The organism is Deltaproteobacteria bacterium (assembly GCA_016183235.1).
Taxonomy (GTDB): domain Bacteria; phylum UBA10199; class UBA10199; order DSSB01; family JACPFA01; genus JACPFA01.
In genome coordinates, this window is the sequence record JACPFA010000001.1 from 1 (window position 1) to 21,849 (window position 21,849).

The following is a 21,849-nucleotide window of genomic DNA, read 5'->3' on the forward strand; positions in this document are numbered from 1 at the left end:
GCTTGCCTCAAGATATTTGCCCTCAAAAGTTAAAAGATCGGCCTGCAGCAAAGGCACGGCCAACAGCTCACCATGGGGTAGTTTGGCCGCATCGGCTAATGCAAGGCCCTTCCAACATTCAAAGCTAGCCTGATCATTCATGGCTAGAGCCACTTGAGCATTTTTAGAAGCAACCTCGGCACGCTCGGCATCTGACCTGGCACCATCATAATTTGATTTTAATTCCAGTTGATAATGAGGATGACACGCTGCAAACCATTGGGCGGATTTATTTAAATAAGTTGCATCAGGAGGTGGAAATGGATTCCCCACTGGCTCCACTGGGCAAGGCTCAGTTTGGGCCCCTCGTGTAAAATTTTCTTCGGTCGGACAATAATTTAAATGAATTGAATAGTCTGGTGACTTACCGTTAATACCAGAAGCGCCATGTTCCCCCATATTCCGTTTTAATCCTCTTCAATAAGGTTAACCCTACCCATGGGTAAAGTGCCTATAATAACGACAAGCAAGTTCTGTGCCGATCTGCCTAAATCATAATTATATGAATTTGTTATATTTTATTGGAAGATGGGTAGGGAGGCTGGGGACTAATCTACCCAAAACTTAGAGTTTTTCGCAGTGGCGTAGGTCATTTAATTGCCGCCACTCCTTGCAAGATTTTTGGAGCTGTGGGCTTAAGGGCACAATTAAATACACCGAACTACCGGAGTAGTAGCGTTTGAAAAGCTCGGTTTTATAAGGCACATCGACGCTCGCGCGTTGGATGCTTTTAATATCTTTCCATTGCACTAAGGTATCTTTAACTAGTTGAATTACTTGCTCGCGATTTTTGATCGCCTGCATGGCCGTATTAAAAATATTAAAATGGATTTCGGGCCTTGTTTTCAACCAATCTAAATTGATGGCATTAGGGAATTCGCCACTACGCACGGCCCAAACCTTACCCGAAGCTGATTTTTGAAAGTCGATTTGTTTTAAAAAAACCAAGACGTCACTTCCCTCACTCCCCCATTTTTCTAAAACTTCTTTAAGGTAACCCGCTTCGAATTGAATTTCTGAAACCACATTGCCTTTTAGCGTTTCAAAAACTTGAAAATGCACCGGAGAAAATTTTGAATTTCGGCTTTGAATAGAATTGGATTTTGCAGGAGAGTTTTTTTTAACCTTACCACGCACGATAAGCTCAGCATCTAAGGTGATCCATTCTAAGCTATCGACCAAGGCAATTTCGGCGTGGAGGTTTTTGAAGGGAGACAGCAAAAAAATAAATATTAAAAGACAAAATAGTTTTATTCGCAATGGCATCGGCCCTTAATAACACCTATTTAGCCACTTTTGCTAGCACGAAGAGTGGCCATAGCACGCTCGTAGTTCAATCGAGCACGGGCGGCTTCATTTTGAATTTCACGAACTGCAGCATCCGTTTCATTGACTCGATCCACTAAGTCACTTTGATCTCGCAATGCCACTAACTGAAAGGTAGGTGAATCTCGGCTAAACCGAGGATCTGCGGCTATGGCCTGTTGAACTATTCGATCTTTGATTTCTAGTGTTGCCCTAGAATCTGACGGCTTAGGCCCATAAGCATGGGGTAACCTGGTTTGCATCGAAACAAATAGATTTGTTCTAAGGTAAGCTTCGCGTAACAGTGCTGTTTCCATCGGAGAAAGGTCGTCGGGCAATTGCAAGCTCTCCGCTAAAGTTGGGGGGACTTGTTGCTTAGCCATCATTTTATGGGCTTTGGCAGCCGTATACCGAGCCATGCCACCACCGCCTTTTAAACCCAACAAGAAAGAAAGATTCCCGGTTCCGGCGTCGACCATATTTTCAGGAGAAAGTTGCCAAGCTATGTGCCGCGCCCATCCTGAAAAATCTTTGACTTCACCATCCATCACCCGCAAGCCAGATTTAAAACCAACGTCGTTGGCCAACCACCAGGCTTCAAAACCGGCGTATTCCCCGGCAAAGCCGGCAAGTTTTGGAGCTGCAAATTTAGCCATATCCCGACTGTACGCAAAAAGTCCCTTCCCCAATTGACCAAGCGAACTACTCAAACCCGACAAACTAGTATTCTCATAATAGGCATTGGCATAATCATCCACATAATGGCCTAAACGAGGCCGTGCCATCGTGCGCCAGGCTTGAGGAAGCAGGTTCATACCCACACGTTCACCGACCGCAAAGGTACGCAACATGGGGTTGAACGCAAGCACATCATAAAAGAAATTAGCCGCAATTTGTCCATCGGTGTGAGCCAAACTAAACGGCGAGTTAGCGGTTAGCCCGGTTTGATTTGCCATGAACCCAAGCACTTTATCATTAAGATGAAAAGCCAACGAATGGGAAAAGCCAAAGGCTGGGTTAGCAATATGCGGTGTGGTAAGGCCCCAACGCCCAGCTGCTGCTGCACCTTGCAGAAACCTCGAGCCCTCATAAGCCTTGCCCAACATTTGCACCCCATATTGGCCCGCACGAAATAGAGGAGGAATGAACCTGGCACCTGCAATTCCGGCTCGACCCAGTGCCATCGTTCCTCGCAGCAGTGCACCACCAACTCCTGGGGCCGCAAAGCTCGCTAACAGCGTAACCACCACCGTTAGGGCAAAATCTTTTTTCTCGTGGTAAGAAACTAAATCCCAATATTCTTGTCGCAAGGGATATTGGCGTTTTTCTAATTGCACAAAGGCCGCTTCTACCTCGTCCCACTTTTCTTGCTTAATCAGTTCGAGCATATTCACCAAGCGTTGTCGCAATTGATGCACTCGAGGCACAAAGGGTTCACTTTTGGGCCCCCGCCCAAAGAGGAGATATTGCCAATGATCTTCGTAGGTCCAACTTCCATTCATTTCTCCCATGGTGGCTAACTGATATTCCTCTTGAACCGCTTCGGCATAACGCGCTGCCCAGCGCGAATAATAATGGAATTGATTGAGCCTCCCTTGAATGGCCTCTAGGGTAGCCTCGCCCGCTGGAGACGGGTTGTCATCTTTTGCGGTGGTCGAGAACCCTTCGTTTTGCTTTTCATGATAGAGGATGACTTCATGCTCATCTCTGATCTGTAATAACTTTTGGTAAAGGTCTTTTTTGCCTTGCACATAGGGAACAAACTTGGCTGGGTCGGATATCAACTGCAACCATTGGGCAGGCGAAGCCGGTTCCCGGCTTAAGGTCAACCAAACAACCAATTTATCCAGTGGACCTAAAGCGTTAGTATGCTCACCCAATACCATAGTCACCATCGCCTGAGGGGAAACCAACCAAACCTGCTCAAGCTCTGGGGCCTTAGCCAATCGGCCTCTCGCGATTAACCAATCTTTTAGACCAAGCTTGGTCTCGCCCAATCCTTTGGCAATATAATAATCGGTATTATTGAGATAAAATCCTAGTGGATCTTTCGCCTTTTCTTCTTCACAGCGAAGTTCAAACTCAAACACCTGGGGATCTTCACCCATCAATCGGCCGGCATCACGCCGTAAGGCATGAACCAAGCCCTCTTGACTGTTTAAGCCCCACCGTCGTTGAAAATAAGCCTGCTCACTTTCATCGCGTAACCTTGGTTCACGAATATAACTTCCTTCAACGTATTTTGCTAAATCACGCCCATAGCTTTTCATCAGCAAACGATGAACCTGAGCTATGATGGAATCCGTTTTTGACAACCATGTGGCCACCTCAACCCCATCACTCGTGGGTTCAGCCAACAACCCGTCGATGGCTTGCAGTATTGCGGTTGATTCGGCTGGGAAATATTTGGGCAGGCTCCCTCCATCCCAACTCGCAAGCCCACGCTTTAATTCAGCCAAGGCAAACCGCAAAGGCCCCTCGGCTAAATCAGAGCGGGTATGCAAATCTTGATAAATGGCTTCAAGATCATTTAATTCTTCGGTTCTCTGCAACCGTGTTAAATAATGGGCCAGTGGATCGGGGGTTTCGGCCTTGGCATCAAGCTCGGCATAAATTTTAATAAACTTTTCAAAATCGAGGTAGGAATTGGCAAAACTTTGCAACATTTGCAAGTGGGCTTGTTCTAGCCATTCCGGAGAACCTGACACGTAACTCATACCCTCAAACGAAGGCGGTTCGTTGCCGATAAATAGAAATTGCAACCAACCATAATAGACACCCATCTTTCGATAAGCCTCACCCTCTAACACCTGCGCCGGTTTGAACTCAAAGGTTTCAGCCAGGGCCCGTTTAATGCGTGGGCTACCATGGGCAAAATAATTCCAAGCTACCAAGCTCTGGCTGCCATCGTTAACCCGGTTCATATTTTCCGCATAGGCACTGTTCCAAAATTTTTCTAACCGTTCGTAAAGTACGGCATTCATAGTTTTGAACTCTTGAACTTTTTGGAGATGCTCCGGCACACGAGACCAACGCCGTAATTGTGCAACCCGCCACTCTGGCAAAGCAGCCCGGGTAAGGCCTTGAGCCGCCTGATAGGGAAGGTAATTTTCATAAAATGCCATGTCAGCATCGCCGTGCTGAAGCAGAAGGGATAATTGCTCAAAACCTGTATTGATCAGAGCGTTACTCCATTGCTCTGCGGGCCGATTCACGGGAGATTGCGATTTGGCGAAGAAAAGCAAGGCCTCGAGGGCTTTAAATTCTAAAACTCCTTTTCCAACCCGCTGATGGGCTTGGGCATTGAGTTCTCCGCCTTGGCTTAAGGTTAACGATTTTTCGAGCTCTCTCATGTGCTCCATGATCTTGCCGGTTGGGTCGACTTTTGCTCGGGTAACTTGAGCCTGCAATTCATTGAATTGATGCAGTGTCGCTAAAACCACTTGGAGTTGGGCGGTAAAATTTAAATATTTTTCTAAAGCTGCTGGATCATTTTCGGTTAAGCGCTTTCTCAATTCTCGACTGGCCAAAATTGCCAACTGTTGGCCAGAAAATTTTACATCTTGATAAGCCAACAAGGCCGCATAATGAGTAAGCCCTTCAAAATAAAGGGCCAACGCGGCATTCTTTTCTAAGCAGGTTTTATCTTGGAAAAGTTGACCGCGAAATTCCAATTCTAGTTTTGCCAACTTTTCAGTCATTTTTTCGTAAGACTCTGCCACTTGCTCGATGGCCTCGGGATCAGCGCCTTGGGTTTGCAGCTCCATCATCATGGTAGACACTTGTGTTAATTCTTGATGTGCTTTGACTACTTGTGCGTAGAGAGGTTGCAATGCCGGCGGGAGATCACTGGCTTTTTGAATGAGTTGGGAGAAATGCTGGGCAAGCGCTTCATCGCTAGCCATGATTTCGGCCGGATCAACCAGGGTAAGGGGAGCTGTTGTGCCCTCGCCAGCAGTGTGGGCTGGAATAAATTGATCGGGCGGAGGGGTTTGAGGGGCCTCCGTCTTAGGTGGAGAACTGCCTTCTGCCCCCTGCACGAACGGCAGTGGCGATGGCTTTAAATAATCGATAAACGCAGCTGGCCCTGCCATACCCTATCACCCCTTTCCACTTTTTTGACCTAACCCCTACTCACTATCTACTTTTTCCTGCTCCCATGACTGACCCCTTATTCTTGAGATTCAACTTTACTAATTTTGGCCTGATGATTTCCACCCTCGATGTGTAGTGCGAGGTGATACATCTGACCATCGGCTTCGGTAACAAAATATAATGCTCGATAATTTGACCCAGGGATGCCACTCACATCCATTACATGACGTGACCCGTTAAAATCGTCGCCCACTCTGTTCCACACACCAGCCGCCTCATCATAAACTTGAACGGCCGCCCCGGGCGCTAGCCAAAGGGTTGCGTGTAGCGTGCCGGCCGTAACTCTAGCATCGTACATGGTGGCAGCTTGGCCTGGAGTTTGGCTCCGCAGATCCAGTAGCACCGTATAACTTTCAGCATTTTCACCGGGCAGCAGTAGCAAACCTCGCTGGTCGACCTGCATGGTTGAACGAGCGCCCTCACGTCGATCAAAACGCACCCACTGGTTCATGGCTAGCAATCGGTCAGGGACAGGGGGAAGATAAGGCATGTTACCCAGGGCACGATACTCTCCGGTTGTCCCCGCTTCAAAAGCCGCCGCGGCCTCTGCGGCAGAATCTTGACTACCATCCGGAAGATCGTTCTTAACAACGGTGATGTCTGCTCGAATGCGCTCAAACCATTTCACGGGATTTCGAACATCGTCTCTAATATTGATGGAGGTAACGACATTTAAACGCCGCTCGGCCTGATCCCGACCCAAACCACGGGTAGAAAGCTCAACGGTGATGGGCCTATCTGAATTTCGAAACACGGTATATTGCCCATCGGGTAGACCCACAAAAGATTGCAAGACTTCGGCAAAGGCTGCTTGATCAAGAGCTGGATACAGCCTAGCTACGCGCTCCTCGCCCCAACTAAGGCGAACGGGGAGATTAGCAATTTCAGGTGCTGCAACTGTTGCCGTATAGGGACCCAGCACCGTCAATAAAGTGGGGTAAAAGAAGGACCCTTGATTAAACTGATTTGCCTCTGCGGTTTGCATTGATGCATAGTAAACCTGGTCCCCCATTTGCACCCGATGAACCTCACCCCTATCCGCAACCAAACGAATAGACTCATGCCCTTGTGAAGAAATGCCATCCACCCACACATCACCCCGCGAACTATTGGGGCGTAGAGTTAAAACGCTCCCTCTCGTCTCGACTATTTGAACAGTTCCATCGGTATGATCCACAGTAGCAAAAAATGCACCATTGGTAAATTCTAGGTTCAAACCACCTTCAGCCAAGGGCAAAAGAAAAGAAGCTGGTTCTCCCCCAACACTTAAATGGTGGGGTGCTACGGTGTAGAGCTCATTAAAACCAAAATGACCTGGCTGAATGGGCCGCTCCGACAAATCGGTCACGTAACGAACCACGGTCCCTGCCTCGGTTTCTACCAATAATAAATATTGTTGTTGTTGGCTTTCGGGCCAATAGATTGAGTTAATACCTTCATGGAGTGGGGCACCTAGATGATCTGGGAGCACGACTTGCCGATTTACGATCATCACTTCTGAATTGTCCCGATATAAAAACCCACGACCCGTTTGGCCATTAAAGGCAAAACCCATGGTGGGTTCTAACATGCCGGCAGTAATGGGTCTGCTAGGATCCGCTGGAATGGTGTCGGAACCTGCGGGTAACAACCTGGCACGGCCCTGTTGTACGGCGTTACCCAAAACACCTTCCGCTGTCATGGCAGAAAGGCGCAAGGTCTGAAAAAAACCTCGTGTATCGGCTACCGGCCCTACCGCCGCTGCGGCGGCTGATGCCATCACATCACGTGTTTCGGTCGACATGGGATTAGGCCCTAAGACTGTTTCAGCACCGCGTGGTCTTTCGCCTTCTAACCTAAGTCGTGCTTTTAGCGCACCTAGCACGCCCCATCCAAAACGAGAGGGGGCTTGGTCCGCTGTTTCTACCGGCTCACCCTTTGCAGGGACAGCTCCACCTATAGCGTCTACCGCAGTACGCCCTCTATCTTCCACCCGACGCGGATCGATATCCCCAGAGGGTCCACGACCAACGCCACCAGTTTTTCCACCGGGACTAGCCATAAAACTTCCACCTTTCTTAACGAACCCCCATACCCAATAAGGAGGGATCTAAGCAATTATCGACTATTTTTGCTAAATAGTTTCCGTTAAGATATGGTATTTTTGACTTATTTTTATACTGTTATACAGTATTTTATGGCTATGGCCTGGCCCTAGCTTCGGTTTTAGTGCCTAAAACCCGGGAAAATGCCTTTGAACCATTCAACGGCCCTAACCCACCAAGTAGGTCGAGTGATCGTATACTCTTTCAGTACTTCTGGCCCCTCTTTGATTCTGGCAAACTCCAAAGCACCCGTATAATGTTTTTTACCACCCTTCTCTCGGAGCTCGGTCAGCATCCTCTCTACATCTGCCCGACCAAACACGGCCCCGGTTTCTCGCGCATTCACCGGTGTCTCTGGCCGACCTTCGGGTATCACAGCCCCGGCCTCCGCACGTCGCCCTGCTTTTTCACGCTCGATTCGCTCTGCCTCCGTTTCAACCGGTCGTACTGTTTCAGCTGTCCCCTTTCCCTCTGCTTTCCCTATACCTGCCATAAAATACTCCTATTTTAAAATTACACTAACTAAACACCCAAGGCATTTATCGTCATATGTTTATTTATGTTTCATATTATTTGTATAAATTTGAATATTTATTATAAATAATTACTTATCTGTCAAGGCCCATTGGGTTGGTTATTGAGCGAGCCGGCAATTTCCGCACGGGTTAGAGTTAAAAAAGCTACCAGGGCTGCATGGTCGCTATACTTCGACAATTCATCGTCTGACTCTACAAAATCAAGGGTTCGGAAAACTCTATTCACCCCCATACTGAAAGTTCGTAACCTTACGGTAAATAACCCATCCCAAAGAATATAATCTCCATCGCGCGGGAGGTCACCAAAGGCTTGAATGGCATCACCCAACTCGGTACCTGGAGCTAAGGAATATCTCCTCAAATGATCTTGCCAGTGTTGACGCAAATCAATGGGGATGCTGGCAATGGGTGGGGCTGCTGAAAACTCTACGGGGCCGCTCACGGGAAGAACCATGAATAAATGCCGACCCCAAAATTCGATGTTTGCATTGGCCAACACGTAAAAAACTTGATCGCCCACTTGCAAACGATGCACGTGGTTATCGACACCCAATTCAATCATGGCCTCACCTTCTAGGGCATATCCATCGATCGAAACAGTAGACCCACTCATTTCACGTTGCACATTCAAGCGCATGTTGCCTCGATCAAAATTACCCTCACCATCTGACACGCTACTTGTGTAAGTGATCTCCAAACGAAGCCCCGCAATCGACAGAAGCCCGCGGTGTTCTATTGATTGAACGTCATCCAATTCTCCAACCAAGCTAGGGTGCCCCACTCTAAATGAGCTTTGACCCAAGCCGGGTTGTTGCCAATCATCAAATAAATAAAATTGCCCACCCGCTTCGGTACGAACAAAGATGAAGGCTGGCTGATTCTCTTCCAGCATAGTCTCCCCGCCTCGATTGATGAAATTAAGCCCTTCGTAGAGATCAGTAACTCTTAGATCATCTCCCTCAAGCGTATATAATTTGCCTCTACCCGTGTTTACATCCACTATAAAACCTACACCTTCCCCTAGCATGCCGGCCACTAAATGATTCCCCTGCTTACCACCTCCACCATAGCCACCCTGCGGAAAGGTGTAGAGTTGGCCATGATCCATTGGCAAATCATCACGTAAACAAAAGGGATTGCTACTTTCCTTCCAGTCCTTAGCCCACCCCTCCCGCTCAAAACGTAAAACTTCACCAAAAAAGTCATCGACCCGATCAAAGATTCGCGTAACATCAGCAGCCGCTAACGCTACAGCATCTGCTTCGCCATCTACTAAACCCTCAACAATCCGCGCAGCCTCAGGCCTGGCCTGCCTGCCCCGCCAGAGTTCCCTTGCCGAAGCCATCCATCTTCCAAGCCCAAACCAACCCCGCCACCCTGTATCAACTGCTCGTGCAGGCCCCACCGTATCGGCCGGGCGTCTTGCATCGGGCTGTGTCACATCGCTGCGCGCTTCAGGCTCTCGCCTCTTTTCCGCAGCCCTAGCTGCGTCAGTTGTTCGACTATCCCGATGATCTACCGGCCCTCGTGAGCCTCTTAGCCCAGCCATATTACCTCTCTAAAAAATCATTCCGCTTTCGGAACCCAAGTATCAAGGTTGACAAGATGGTCTTCTGAATCATCGCTGCGTATTTTTAAAACGTAGGTGGAGTGGTAGTGGGGTGCCATACCATCAATTCGAAAATAGCAGGGAAATTCTCCAGCAAGATTGGGAACAACAATGTCGAGCTTCCCGCCTGCTGCTCCGCCTACTGAGATCCAATCTGAAGTGGAAGGGTCCCAATAATGTAAGGTTGCTCCGGGCTCTACCCAAAAAGTAACTCGTAACCTACCAGCAGGGCTGAATTCATCGATAGACATGGTTGACCCTGAAATGAGGCTCTCCACCCTTACCGCAGCTTTGTCTTCACCAAATGAAAAAACCATCTCGCCACGACCATACTCCGCTGCACTGTGAACGGGGTATTCAAAACGCCCCCATTTACCCAGGGGCAACTGGGTTGCGGTCGCACTGAATGTTGGAATTATTGTAGCAACAGGCCTTGCCCCAACCTCTCTTGCAGCTAAAGCAACGGGATCTGCATCGCCCATAGAATCAGCAAGTTTTTCTGGAGCACGAAATTGCGTCGCAAGGCCACGCCTCGATTGCGCGCCCGGCAGCACAGCAACTAATCTCGCTAGCCATCTAAAAGCCAACCAACCTTGCCTGCCTGCCTTGACGGATTGTGCATCTCCCAAGGTATTTGATGAATGTTCACCTGCTCCCACAGCCTCTCCACGCCGTGCTTCGTCGGTTCGTTGCTCATCTTTCAAACGTTTTTCTGCTTCACCTGTTCGATAACCCCTACTATCAACCGGGCCTCGCGGTTTTCCTGGTCCAGCCATACTACCTCCCTAAAGATTACTCCCCATCTACAATTTTCTGGGCCACCGCTGCGGGCCCGCTTATTAATGGTACAATTCCAGTACTGGTTAGCTTAAAAGGAAATCCCCCTAAACCGATAAAAGTTTGCCCATAATGCAGCGGAGGTGGGATTGTTGACACGGTGGGCTTTCCATTAGGTTGATCTTTTAATTCAGCTTTGATCAACGTACGTAATGCCGTTAAATAGCCATCAAGAGTAAAACCCTTCATAAAGAACATGAACCCCCCAAAGCCCACCTCGAGACCTCGAGAAGATACGGTAGGCCAAGCCACTGCTCCAACTTCTATCTTGATTCCGTCAACCATGTAGGTTCCAGCGGGCAAATCTTCAAATTTTTGTAAAACCGCTGGCGAAACCCTATCGGCTGCAGCTTGAGGAATCCAATTTGAAATGAGTAGCCGAACGGGCAATGAACGTTCAGACAAAGTTGGTGTGGGTTCACCACCTCGATTGGCTTCCAGAAAAGCTGCCCCCATAGTAGCTAATTTCAGAAAAGCAACATAACCTTTATAACCTGCAGATGCATCAACTGCGGGGGCCTCACGACGAGCTTGGCGAGTTGCACGCCTTAATTCAACACGACGGCCTGTGTTTTCCAAGTCTGCATCTCTTTCAATCCTTACCAATGCCCTGGTTGCTTGCCCGTCCCCTGTCACTCTACCTTTTCCTGCCATAATAACTCCTATTGATAGTTCATTATTGAATTAGTGTGTAAACGTTACCCTTACATAACCATGGGAACCTTCTTCTACCAAGGTCACAAGGTAAGGCGCCCCATCCACCTCAACAAAAAAAGTTGATGTTCCGCCTGTTATCGGCAAGTCCCACTTACCTGCAACAACGCCACTCATGGCTACCCCTGATAACGGGGCTACAACAGAATGGCCAACCCCGGCGTAAAGGGTGGCTTGCAATCTGTTTTCACCAGTTCTCGCGTACTGCACATCTAAAAACACATTGCCATCGTCGTGAAAATCATACACCCTACGATCACCACCTGCCACTTGCGTTTTTTCACCATAAGGGATTTTATAAACTCCGCTAATGTCAGGCAACACAACAGGGCTGCTTGGTTCCAGTTCACCACCAACTAATTTCCCTAATAATAAAACAATACCGCCACCTTCCCTAAGGGACACACGTAGGGGGATAGATCCTTTGTCAAAAAAATTGGCGCCAGGCTTGATTTCTTCAAATCGTGTTACCCCGGCTTTAGCTCGATGGATGACAAAAATTCCCTCACCCGTTTTAACATCTATTATAAAACCAACCTCAGGTGCCACCATGCCAGCCACCAAATGCTTGGCCTGAATTGCATCCCGCCCAGAAATCCCAGAATCATAGGCTGCTGCAGCATTAAGGTAGGTAATAACTTGCCCTTCAGGGAGCGGCTCACGATCCCCCAGATAAGCTGCTTCACCTCCTTGCGTTCTATTAATCAAACGAAAAACATCGCCCGGCATGCCTGAAATTTCAGGCGGCAGGTTGCGAAAAAAAGTCGCGGGATTGGTGTGGCCAACATCAACGGCCTTTGCAGCCTCAGCCACAGGTTCACCACTCCCAAATCTTGATTCCAAAAGTCTAAGAGCACCTTGCGGACAAAGTGTGCCTTCTACAAAACTACCCAAAACTTCACGTAGTGCATGCCAAGCATTCCGCCCTCTTTCAACGGCTTTAGCATCACCCGTAGCACCCCGAGCCCCCGAACCCACAATGCCTCCCTCAGGCACACCTCTGGCTTCCCTGCCGCCTTTTCCATCTAAACCCGCCCCTTCTCCAATGTTGGGATCTACATCGCGAATAGGCCGTCTACCGACCCTTGCTGGTCTACCTGGCATAATTAAGTCTCCTAAACTCCCTCGATACCAAAGCTATTTTCGTTACTTATATAATTTTGTTTCTTAATATACGTATTTTTATGATCAATAAATATAATTATAATCATATTAATGGGTTATAGGGTGAATTAATCAGCCAATTCAACTTCGGCAAAATAATCCCCAGATTCATTATCCAAGGTTATGCGATAACTAACCCCACCCACTTCCACCAAAAAGATCTCTTCCCACGACCCAACCACATAATGTTGATACATGCCGCGACCCGAACTGGGGCTGGCGATTTCAACCCTATGCCCCCCTTCTTCACGCCCCACATAGGCCTGCGCGCCAGGGCTTACATAAAGCTTGGCCTCTAAAGCCTGATTACCTGCAATAATTTCTAAAAAGACCCCTGTTCCTGCAAAATCAAAAACCCGCCGCGCGCCCGTTTCAATTAAACGAATTTGCTGCCCTAATTCTATTCTTGGGATTTCAGCAAAATCAGGAAGTCCGCTGAAGGCATATTGAGGATGGGGAAGAGGCTCATCACGACGACCCCATCTACCAAGAGGAGTAACGATAGGGTCTTGATCATCTGCGCGATCCCCACGAGCCCTAATTTGAGCACGTACGCTTCGCAGATAACCATCGGGGAACGGACTATTGGTAAAATCGTTAGCAACTTGATGAAAAAGAATTAACCGTCGTACCTCTCCCCTGCCATAACTACGCAACATTCCGATGTCGACCATCAAGAATCCGTTATTAACGGTATAAACTCCGTTGGCTAGATCTGCAAACTCAGGCAGCGCCGCTGTCAGGGCTGCCTCATGGCGAGGGAAATCGCTCCAATCTTGCCCTGGCGCCAGGGGTGCATCACTAAGCCCCCGACCTCTCAGAGGAAGATAAGTCTCTTCCATCGGCAGCACCATGACCAAATGGGAACCACCCTCCACAACATTTTGGTCGGCCAGCACATAAAATACTTTGGTTCCTACTTGAACTCGATGCAAACCATTCAACTCATACAATTCAACATGCTGGTCCAAATGATAACCATTGAGATTAACGAGTGGGGTTTGATCACTGGGGAGATTGATATGGAGACGCAAAACCCCTTCTGGCTTCAATTGCGTTGAATAGCTGTGAGCAAAATAAAGCGAAACCCCCGCGGCTAATTCAAGGGAAGCGGGAAAACTTTGCACCGCACTTTCTACAACCAAGTCATCGGGTGGCCTGAGCAATATGGGTTGATTAAGCGGATAACCCGTTTCAGCAAAGTTTTGAGCCTGCCAATCATCAAGCAAAAATAATTTAAGCCCTTCCTCAGTAGGCACAGCAATCAAGGCCCGCCCGATGGCGTGAGCTTCGGGGTCGAGCAGGCCAGGGAAATTGACCCCTGGGGTGATGTGTTCCAACTCAAGCCTGCTAAACTCTCCACTACGATTCGGGCGAAGAAAATAACCTTCGCCGGTTTTGATACGCACCACAAACCCTAACTCTGGCCCTAGCATACCGGCGGCAAATTCAGGGGATCCTTCATCTGGCGGGAGGGTTACAAGCTGGTTTGGCTCCATGAACCCTTCGCCAATTACTACTGCCTGCCCACGCCGAACTGGATCGATGTAAAACGAAGCTTCGCCTTGCCCTACATTAGGCAGTTCTTGAAAAAATCTTCGCACATCGGCTGAAGCGCCACGCGCTGCCTCAGCAACCGTATCACCGGGCACTTCACCTGGTCGATCAACCCTCAGGCCATCGCGTGACCAAGGGGATCTCCTCATGCCCAAACCTGCAGCCAATTTCGCCAACCAAGCGAAAGCCCCGGCACCCCTACTCGCCCGCACCACCGCGGCCGCATCACCTGAAGTCGCTCCCCCAGGTTTTTCTCCAGCACGCACCTCAGGCACCGGGCGGCCTTCCTCAGCCTCTTTTCCTCCAGCTCGCCCTGGCTTAGCTCCATCAGTTTTTGTTGGATCTTCCCCTTTGGGACCCTGCGGCCCTCTAGGCCCGCCTACTCTACCACCTACCGCCATAAAAATTCCCGCTCATTCCCCAGAAGTCACGAGGGCATAAGTATGACCGTCTCTTTGAGTAAAAGTTATGTGGTAAGGGGTTCCATTCACCTGAATGGGAAAATCTCCACTGCCTTCTGTTGGGATGTCAAATTCAAACTTACCCGAAGCTGCACCACCAATTACAGTCCTAGCGCTGCCAATCACCACCGTTTGCCCAGCTGCTGCATAGAAAGTAGCGCGAACTGTTGTGGGTGAACCGAAGAGCACATTTCTTATACCATTCGCATGATATAAAACATCGAGGATAACATTCCCATCCCCCGTAAAATCATAAACTAACCTACGTCCATAACCATGGTCTCTTTCCCGCTCATTACGTGGAAGTGAATCCACCTGAATTTCTTCCCCAAAGGGAATTTTAGGAACACCTGCAACTTCCGGCAAAACAACAAAGTCCGTTGGCATTCCGAACATAGTAGCTGCCAAATCCACGCGCCGGCTAGGTGGAACCTCACGATCAGGCCGATCGCCATTGGCAGCAATCTCGCCACGTACTCGAACTAGATCATTCAGCGTGATCGCAGGATAGGTGCTTTCAGCATCAAAGTCGATTCGTTTGCTGACTAGGGGCCCCGATTCAAAAGCCCCATGGGCCGCATAAGTAACTTTGACTCTCATGGGATAGCCCGTGGTCGTGTAGATACCAGGTGCCAAATTAGCAAAAAGGGCGCTAAATTCATTAACTCCCACTCCCCTATTCTCAGTCCAATTTGCTCCTGCGGACGATACAGGGATATCAGAAGCCGAACGGGTGTCAGCACCCGTCGTTGCTTCTACAGGCAGTATCATTAGTAAGCCTGGTTCACGCGACAACGATGAACTTTGATCAGCTATGAGGTAATAACCCTGCCTGCCCACTTGAATATGGTGAACACCGTCAACCACATCAAAATTAATCCTTTGTCCTTTCCCTAACTCATAACCATTAATCACAATCGCAGGCCCGCCCGCTTGTGAAGTCATGGAAATTGCAAGCTCGTTTTGTATCCCAAAGATAGTCGCTTTTGGATCAAAAGGAGGTGGAACCCGATAATTAACGCGTAAAAAGGCCCCATTCAAATGGATAGATTTTTCATGGAGACCAGGTAGATCCTTAGCATCGCCCACAAAATTGGCATGGTTAGGTAAATATCCATCACTGACTAAGGGAACAGCGGTTGCTGGGGTATGATGATAAAGCTTAAGCCCTTCTGACGTAGGAACCACAATCAGGGCATTTTTGTGTAAAGGAGATGGATAATTAACCCCAGGATTAATCTCTTCAAAAAGCGTTGTACCACCTGCCTTCAAACCACCGGGTCCCATTTCGGCTGCAAAGTTGTGAATGATAAAATATCCTTGCCCGGTTCTGGCATTCACCACAAAACCCAAATTGGGTTCTATCATCCCAGCTACTAAAGGTCTGGCCCCCACATCTGCCCCATAGGCATACATCTGATCAGCTAGAACAGGGCCGCCCTCTCCAACATAGTAGACCTCTCCACCACGAACTCTACTAATCATTTCCCCTGGCCCCGAAATACGATTCGTATGATGAGGGAGACTATCAAAAAAACTTCTTGAATTCGCTACCGGCTCTTCAATGGCACGAACCGCTGCTGCTAAAACATCTCTTGAGTCCCCGCCTGGTGGTACGCCAGGTCGCAAAGCACTTGCCGCAACGTCTGATCTTCCAAAGAGTGCCATTAGGCCTCTACCGCCGGCACGAGGCAAACTCGTTAACGCTCGCAAAGCCCTTGCCGCAAGCCCAACCCGTCGGGCATCACCGGTAGTCGTGCCTGTCTCTACCCCTGCCGCTCTCGCACCAGGCACAGCCCTTGCTTCTTCGGCCCTTTTTCCGCTCTCACCTGTTTCCCCTGCGGGCCTGGCTTCGCTTCTTGTTTCATGACCGCCGTTTGGTCCACCGGCTTCCCCTGTTCTACCTGCCATAAAATTTCCTTCCATACCCAAAAGAGGGTATGAAATAGTTCTCGTTAGTTTTATGATTTTGTTTCTTAATATACGTATATTTATGACTAATAAATAAAATAATAATCATAATAAAGAGTTACAAAAAAGATAACCCCTCTCATTTCAATTATTTGCTAAACTATTAATATGAATCTTTCCTTAAAAGAGCGGCTGTTTTGGGCGGGGTTGGTGTTGGTTTATGGGGTTAAACTCAAACTATCTTCAACCGTTCTAACAAATCTATAAAAAACCCCCTTGACCACAGGGCCACAGCCGCCCTGTCTTTAAGAAAGGGTTCAACATCCCTTTTAGCTGCTGCAATATCGAGGGAGTTAAATTTTTCTTTGAGCAATGTTTGAAGCATTTCTTGATTTAAGGCCTTTTTCTGGCCCCATCCACCCGATTGCCGAAGTCTTGCTTCTAGGTGTTTGAGCCTTACCGGGACCTGCCGGGCGAGGTACCAAACAAAATCATAATAGTCACGACCCTTCACCCTTGATTTCCAGTTACGCATGAGAATGGCATGGATCTTTCCGGCAAAAAGATCCGGTAACTGAAAAGTGTTGACTGAGAATGGGATAGGAAGAAGCAGCGTTTTCACCTCAGTCTGAAAATCTCCTGGGGGATTGGTATCGATTTCTAATTTAACCGTAAGCAAGGCCGTCTTCGGAATTCGATCTGAAATATTTTCAGGAGTTTGAATTTTGATCAGATGTTTTCGAGTGTCTGCCTTGATAAATGCAGATTCAATGGCTGTTTCAACATTCTTTTTTCGCTCTTCAATAGAAACATCAAAGCCTAACGCTTCGAGTTCATCTTGCACAGCCCTCATGTAGGGCTGAAACTTAAAACTCTCTTTAGGTTTTAACAGTGAAAAATCAATATCCTCCGAAAAGCGATCTAGTTCGTAAAGAATACGCAAGGCAGTCCCCCCATAAAAAGCCGCGTGTTCAAAAAATTTAGCTCGCCAAAGACCCAAAAGAGCAATTTCTTGGATGATCTCTTTAAGCGCGTTCGCATAATCCTGGCCCGTTTCACAGTTATAACGAGAAAGCATTTCACGCACAGCGGGGGTCATCCTCTTATCCCTTCGAGAAAGGCAAGAATCGTATCTATGCCTTTGCTTTTATAATTTCTGTTGAGTCGATGAAGCGCCACCAGATCAAAGTGCTTTAGGTTTTCAGGATTCATTCGCAAATCCTCCACGAGGAATTTTTGAGCATCTACTGAACTTTCAAGATGTGAAATCTTATTGCAGAGCACGTAATCACAAAGGGCTTTTTCGGCCGAAGCCATCAGCACCGGATGTTGGGGGTCCACCCAGATAAGATTGATTCCTTCAGGATATTTTTTTTTGGCAAGATATCGATAGGTAAAAACCCCCAAGGGTGTTTCGAAACGCTTGTCCCGTTTAGGAGTAACACTGGTAACAACTTCAACCCTTTCGGGGATCAAGCCATAATAAGCCAAGGCATATTCAAGAGAAATACAAGAAGGGCCATAAATGAGATTCGCCAACGCTTCTTTGCAAATGGGAGTAGGGATATAATCTTTTGAAAGAACATAAAGCCCTTTTTTGACCCCCACCAAAACCCCCGCCTTCATAAGATCGTGAATCTTTTTGGCCGGAGCAGCATAGCCGGCACGAATTAAAGCATTCGCTGCTAAAGAATAATCAAATTCACCCCGCCCCAGGCTTCGATAAAGAGAATGTTCAATACGTATCATTGATCCAAATAATTACCATTTTAGTATGATATTTACAATAAAATTCTTAATTAATACCTAATTTATTACTAAAATGGTAACTATTTGGACAAAAATATTACCCTCCTCCCTCTATTTTAAACAATTTGCTAAACTAGGGGTGTGAATCTTTTTGCGGCCCACCTTGCCACTCACCACAAGTGGCTTAATCTTTTGGATTCAGTTTTTTTACCAAATGGATGGGGCCACCCTTAACTGCTTTCCTTCGTTACACGTCACTTTTGCTTTTTTGTTTTTTTATTTAGCCTACACCTTTCACCGAAAATTGACCTGGCACCTTTTAATTTATGCCACACTCGTTTCCATTTCAACCCTCACCTTTAAACAACATTATGTGCTCGACATCTTAGGTGGAATAGCTCTAGCCACCTTGCTGTGGTTGCTGATTCTGTACAGAAAGTGGGCTTAAAGCAAAGTTCAACCCATATCCAGTTATTATATTTATGAAATGCGAACATAAAAGTGATAATTTGCATATACGTACAAAATTGTCGTGACAAATTTGCATGTATATGCAAATAATTATTGATGCGTTATCTAAGCCAAGATATTGAACGAACCCTGACTCAAGAAAAAAAAATGGCTTTCATCGCAGGCCCTAGGCAAGTAGGAAAAACTACGTTTGCTCAAACTCTCCTCAAAAAAGTGCACTCTGAGCATGGTTATTATAACTGGGACATTGAAGCTCATCGCGCTACCCTCTTAAAAGATCCCACTTACTTTTGGAAAAAGCCCCCACTTCCCCAACGCCTCGTGCTAGATGAAATTCACAAATATCCTCGCTGGAAAAGATTTTTGAAAGGGTTCTTTGATGCTAATCGGGGACAGGTTGAGGTTATCGTCACAGGAAGTGGCCGTTTAGATCTCTACCAAAAAGGCGGTGATTCTCTCTTTGGGCGTTACCATCGTTAGCGTCTAAGCCCAATTCAAGGTAAGCAGGGCCCAATACTTCGATGGTTTCTCGTTTTCTTTCCCTATTTAATTGTTGTACCTGCACCGATTGCCCCCCTTCAACCACCACCCTTACCTGCAAACCTTGCACACCGGGCATTACACTCGTAACTTGCAAACGAACTCGACCGCCTTCTGCCAGATCAATGCGACGAGGCATAGTATCCCGTTCACCATCTTGCCCAACGCTATTATTCAACTCAATATCTTGATTCAAAGGAGCCATTATTGCCGTAGACCTTTCGGGTAAGCCATAGGCACCATCACCTTCAGAAGCTAGCACCTTAAACACCGAAATACCGCCTGACCCCCTAGGGTCATAGTTTACATACCAGGACTGAAGAGGCAGAACAGCATCCCACGGCCTCATCGTCACAACATTCACACCAGCTACCAATGGAATATCTCCGCCCGACAAATCAGCACCGTTGACGAACAACCGAACACCTTCTTCACCGTGCGGTATGGCCTGAGAAACTGCTAGATCAAAGGCTATCTGCCAATCCGGCGTTACGCGAAGAAATCCTAGGTCAGTACATACCCCATCCGCAAAATTTTTACGCAGATCGGCAAAGGTGTACCAACGCCCACCTTGCATGGCGGGCTTACCAAAAGGGACACTCCCCACCTCGGGTGGGGGCGAAGGCCTTGGTATAGGCAGATCACCCATCTCCCCCAATCGCCCCACGGCTACCGCTGCGTTTCTCCCGTCAACCACCCTTCGAGCATCTCTGCGTGTTGATGGAGATCTTTCGCCACCCCCAACTCTTACCTCAGGCACCCTTCTTGACTCACCATCCCCCCCCTCCCTTCACACGCTCGCCCTCTGCCGCACGAGAATCGGGAACGGTAACACGACGGGGACTCCTTGATTTTCCTGTTGTTGGCATAAGAACAACATCGTCACTTTTATAGTTTTGTTTCTTGGTATACGTATAGTTATGATTAATAAATAAAATAATAACCATTATCATGAGTTATCGAGTTATTTTGGTTACTTAGCTTATTTAAAATCATTCATACTTTGGATAAAAATATTATCCCCCTCTATTTTGAACAATTTGCTAAACTATGGGTGTGGATCTTTCCTTAAAAGAGCGGCTCTTTTGGGCGGGGTTGGTGTTGGTTTATTTTGTGGCTTGGTATCACCTGTCGTGGCAGCTCTCGCTGCAAACTGGGGGCTTTCATGTTTTAACTCTCACCGGGGAAGAAAAGATCCCGTTTTTACCGTTCTCGTTTCTCGTCTATGCAAGTTTGTTTGTCACGCCGTTTTACCTGGTGTTTATTCTTAAAAAACCCCGAGAATTTACGGCAGCCTTTTTATGTTTTATGCTGGCGATCTGGATTAGCAAGATGATCTGGCTATTTTACCCGGTGCAATACCATTTGCGACCCGCCTTGCCACTCACCACAAGTGGCTTAATCTTTTGGATTCAGTTTTTTTACCAAATGGATGGGGCCGCCCTTAACTGCTTTCCTTCGTTGCATGTCACTTTTGCTTTTCTGTTTTTTTATTTGGCCTACACCTTTCACCGAAAATTGACCTGGCACCTTTTAATTTATGCCACGCTCGTTTCGCTTTCAACCCTCACCTTTAAACAACATTATGTGGTCGATATTTTCGGAGGAATAACGCTGGCCACTTTGTTATGGTTGCTGGTCCTTTACAGAAAACCCAAGCCACTTAAAGTCTAGTCGCCATAAACCACCCGAACATAAGCGTGGCCACCTGCTTGGGTAAAAGTTATTCGGCAGGCAACTCCATTGACTTCAATAGCATAGGATTGTTCATCGGCGGTGGGTGAGATTTCAAATTCATACTTACCCGGAGCCTCACCACCAATCATTATACGTTGATGCCCGATGATGGCGGTTTGACCAGCCGCTGCATAGAGAGTGGCGCGAAGCCATTCATGTGAACCATGATGCGTTTCCATTAGGCCCACCACACGATGAGAAACCTCAAGAAACACCGTTTCACCTTCTGTAAAATCATAGGCCATGTGACTCCCGTAACCACGGTTGATGTCCTCACTACTAGGGTCAGCTCTATCCACCTGAGTTCTTTCTCCATAAGCGATTCTAGAAACACCGCTAATATCTGGCAAAATAACAAAGTCCGTTGGCATTCCTAACATCGTAGCTGCCAAATCCACGCGCCGGCTAGGTGGAACCTCATGATCAGGCTGATCGCCATTGACACGAATCTCGTTTCGGATGCCTGCGATATTAGCCCCAACTCCTTCACCTGTTGAAAAGGGTTGACCTTCTTCGAAGGTAAATATTTTCCTCATCCGAAATTCCCCTTCTGTTCCAACCCCACTGGCTTCATAATGAATGACCAGTTCCGCGGGAAAGCCAGTGGTAGTATAGGTGCCAGGTCTTAAACCAGCAAAGGAAACCAAGCCATTCTGTAAGGCATTTGACACTGTGGAATCGATCCGATAACCACCCAAGGCCAAGCTAGCTGGCCGGGTGGCTGGTGGAGCATATTCATGCGCTAGAGGAATGAGCATGAGCAAGGGTCTGCCCATGGGGCGCCCATCATGATTCGCCAATAAATAATATCTTCGACCACCCACTTGGATTTGATGCACAGAATTGGGATTCAAACTAACCCTATGCCCGCTCACCTCAAATCCATCAACATAAAGCCTTGGAGTACCTTGCCCACCTTGTTCCATTGAAATTTGCAGATCTGCCCCGGAAAACATACCGCGATTGTTACCTGCTGGTTG

18 protein-coding genes are annotated in these 21,849 nt (G+C 47.7%); 3 read left to right on the forward strand and 15 right to left on the reverse strand.

What is annotated here, in order from left to right; all coding sequences use genetic code 11:
• From HYU97_00005 to HYU97_00065, 13 genes are all read right to left on the reverse strand, one after another.
• On the reverse strand, positions 1–438 hold a 438-nt coding region (locus HYU97_00005; GenBank protein ID MBI2335134.1), incomplete at its 3' end, for a hypothetical protein.
• A gap of 165 nt (positions 439–603) precedes the next feature.
• A complete protein-coding gene (locus tag HYU97_00010; protein MBI2335135.1) occupies positions 604–1,260 on the reverse strand; it encodes a hypothetical protein in 657 nt (218 codons plus the stop codon).
• A 65-nt stretch (positions 1,261–1,325) separates the two neighbouring features.
• A complete protein-coding gene (locus tag HYU97_00015; GenBank protein ID MBI2335136.1) occupies positions 1,326–5,438 on the reverse strand; it encodes a hypothetical protein in 4,113 nt (1,370 codons plus the stop codon).
• 77 nt (positions 5,439–5,515) lie between these two features.
• Positions 5,516–7,540 carry a hypothetical protein gene (locus tag HYU97_00020; GenBank protein ID MBI2335137.1) on the reverse strand — a complete coding sequence of 675 codons (2,025 nt, stop codon included), beginning with the start codon at positions 7,538–7,540 and terminating at the stop codon, positions 5,516–5,518.
• Between the two features lie 164 nt (positions 7,541–7,704).
• Positions 7,705–8,076 carry a hypothetical protein gene (locus tag HYU97_00025; GenBank protein ID MBI2335138.1) on the reverse strand — a complete coding sequence of 124 codons (372 nt, stop codon included), beginning with the start codon at positions 8,074–8,076 and terminating at the stop codon, positions 7,705–7,707.
• Between the two features lie 122 nt (positions 8,077–8,198).
• On the reverse strand, positions 8,199–9,668 hold the full coding sequence (locus tag HYU97_00030) for a hypothetical protein (protein ID MBI2335139.1): 1,470 nt from the start codon (positions 9,666–9,668) through the stop codon (positions 8,199–8,201).
• A gap of 17 nt (positions 9,669–9,685) precedes the next feature.
• Positions 9,686–10,504 (reverse strand): hypothetical protein, encoded by an 819-nt coding sequence (locus HYU97_00035; GenBank protein MBI2335140.1) that lies wholly within the window; start codon positions 10,502–10,504, stop codon positions 9,686–9,688.
• Positions 10,505–10,520: 16 nt separating this feature from the next.
• Entirely contained in the window at positions 10,521–11,219 is a 699-nt protein-coding gene (locus tag HYU97_00040) for a hypothetical protein (protein ID MBI2335141.1), read from the reverse strand.
• Positions 11,220–11,249: 30 nt separating this feature from the next.
• Positions 11,250–12,383, reverse strand: coding sequence for a hypothetical protein (locus HYU97_00045; GenBank protein MBI2335142.1), 1,134 nt, complete (start codon positions 12,381–12,383; stop codon positions 11,250–11,252).
• 128 nt (positions 12,384–12,511) lie between these two features.
• On the reverse strand, positions 12,512–14,401 hold the full coding sequence (locus tag HYU97_00050) for a hypothetical protein (protein ID MBI2335143.1): 1,890 nt from the start codon (positions 14,399–14,401) through the stop codon (positions 12,512–12,514).
• Between the two features lie 12 nt (positions 14,402–14,413).
• Positions 14,414–16,372, reverse strand: a complete 1,959-nt coding sequence (locus HYU97_00055; GenBank protein MBI2335144.1) for a hypothetical protein — start codon at positions 16,370–16,372, stop codon at positions 14,414–14,416.
• 232 nt (positions 16,373–16,604) lie between these two features.
• Entirely contained in the window at positions 16,605–17,471 is an 867-nt protein-coding gene (locus HYU97_00060) for a nucleotidyl transferase AbiEii/AbiGii toxin family protein (GenBank protein ID MBI2335145.1), read from the reverse strand.
• A complete protein-coding gene (locus tag HYU97_00065) occupies positions 17,468–18,121 on the reverse strand; it encodes a hypothetical protein (protein ID MBI2335146.1) in 654 nt (217 codons plus the stop codon). The genes HYU97_00060 and HYU97_00065 overlap by 4 nt, the downstream gene beginning before the upstream one ends.
• A 163-nt stretch (positions 18,122–18,284) precedes the next feature.
• On the opposite strand from HYU97_00065, the gene HYU97_00070 reads away from it, so the two are divergent.
• Together HYU97_00070 and HYU97_00075 are read left to right on the forward strand one after the other, a co-directional pair.
• The gene (locus HYU97_00070) at positions 18,285–18,569 is read left to right on the forward strand and encodes a phosphatase PAP2 family protein (GenBank protein ID MBI2335147.1); all 285 of its coding nucleotides are present in this window, start codon (positions 18,285–18,287) and stop codon (positions 18,567–18,569) included.
• A 119-nt stretch (positions 18,570–18,688) separates the two neighbouring features.
• Positions 18,689–19,072: an AAA family ATPase gene (locus tag HYU97_00075; GenBank protein ID MBI2335148.1), complete on the forward strand. Its 384-nt coding sequence runs from the start codon at positions 18,689–18,691 to the stop codon at positions 19,070–19,072.
• Here the strand turns inward: HYU97_00075 and HYU97_00080 are convergent.
• Complete coding sequence (locus HYU97_00080; protein MBI2335149.1) at positions 19,002–19,829, reverse strand: hypothetical protein; 828 nt, start codon at positions 19,827–19,829, stop codon at positions 19,002–19,004. The genes HYU97_00075 and HYU97_00080 overlap by 71 nt on opposite strands.
• 353 nt (positions 19,830–20,182) lie before the next feature.
• Between HYU97_00080 and HYU97_00085 the strand changes: the two genes are divergently transcribed.
• Positions 20,183–20,806 (forward strand): phosphatase PAP2 family protein, encoded by a 624-nt coding sequence (locus HYU97_00085; protein ID MBI2335150.1) that lies wholly within the window; start codon positions 20,183–20,185, stop codon positions 20,804–20,806.
• Here the strand turns inward: HYU97_00085 and HYU97_00090 are convergent.
• On the reverse strand, positions 20,803–21,825 hold the full coding sequence (locus HYU97_00090) for a hypothetical protein (GenBank protein ID MBI2335151.1): 1,023 nt from the start codon (positions 21,823–21,825) through the stop codon (positions 20,803–20,805). The two genes, HYU97_00085 and HYU97_00090, sit on opposite strands and share 4 nt — an antisense overlap.
• Positions 21,826–21,849: the final 24 nt, after the last annotated feature.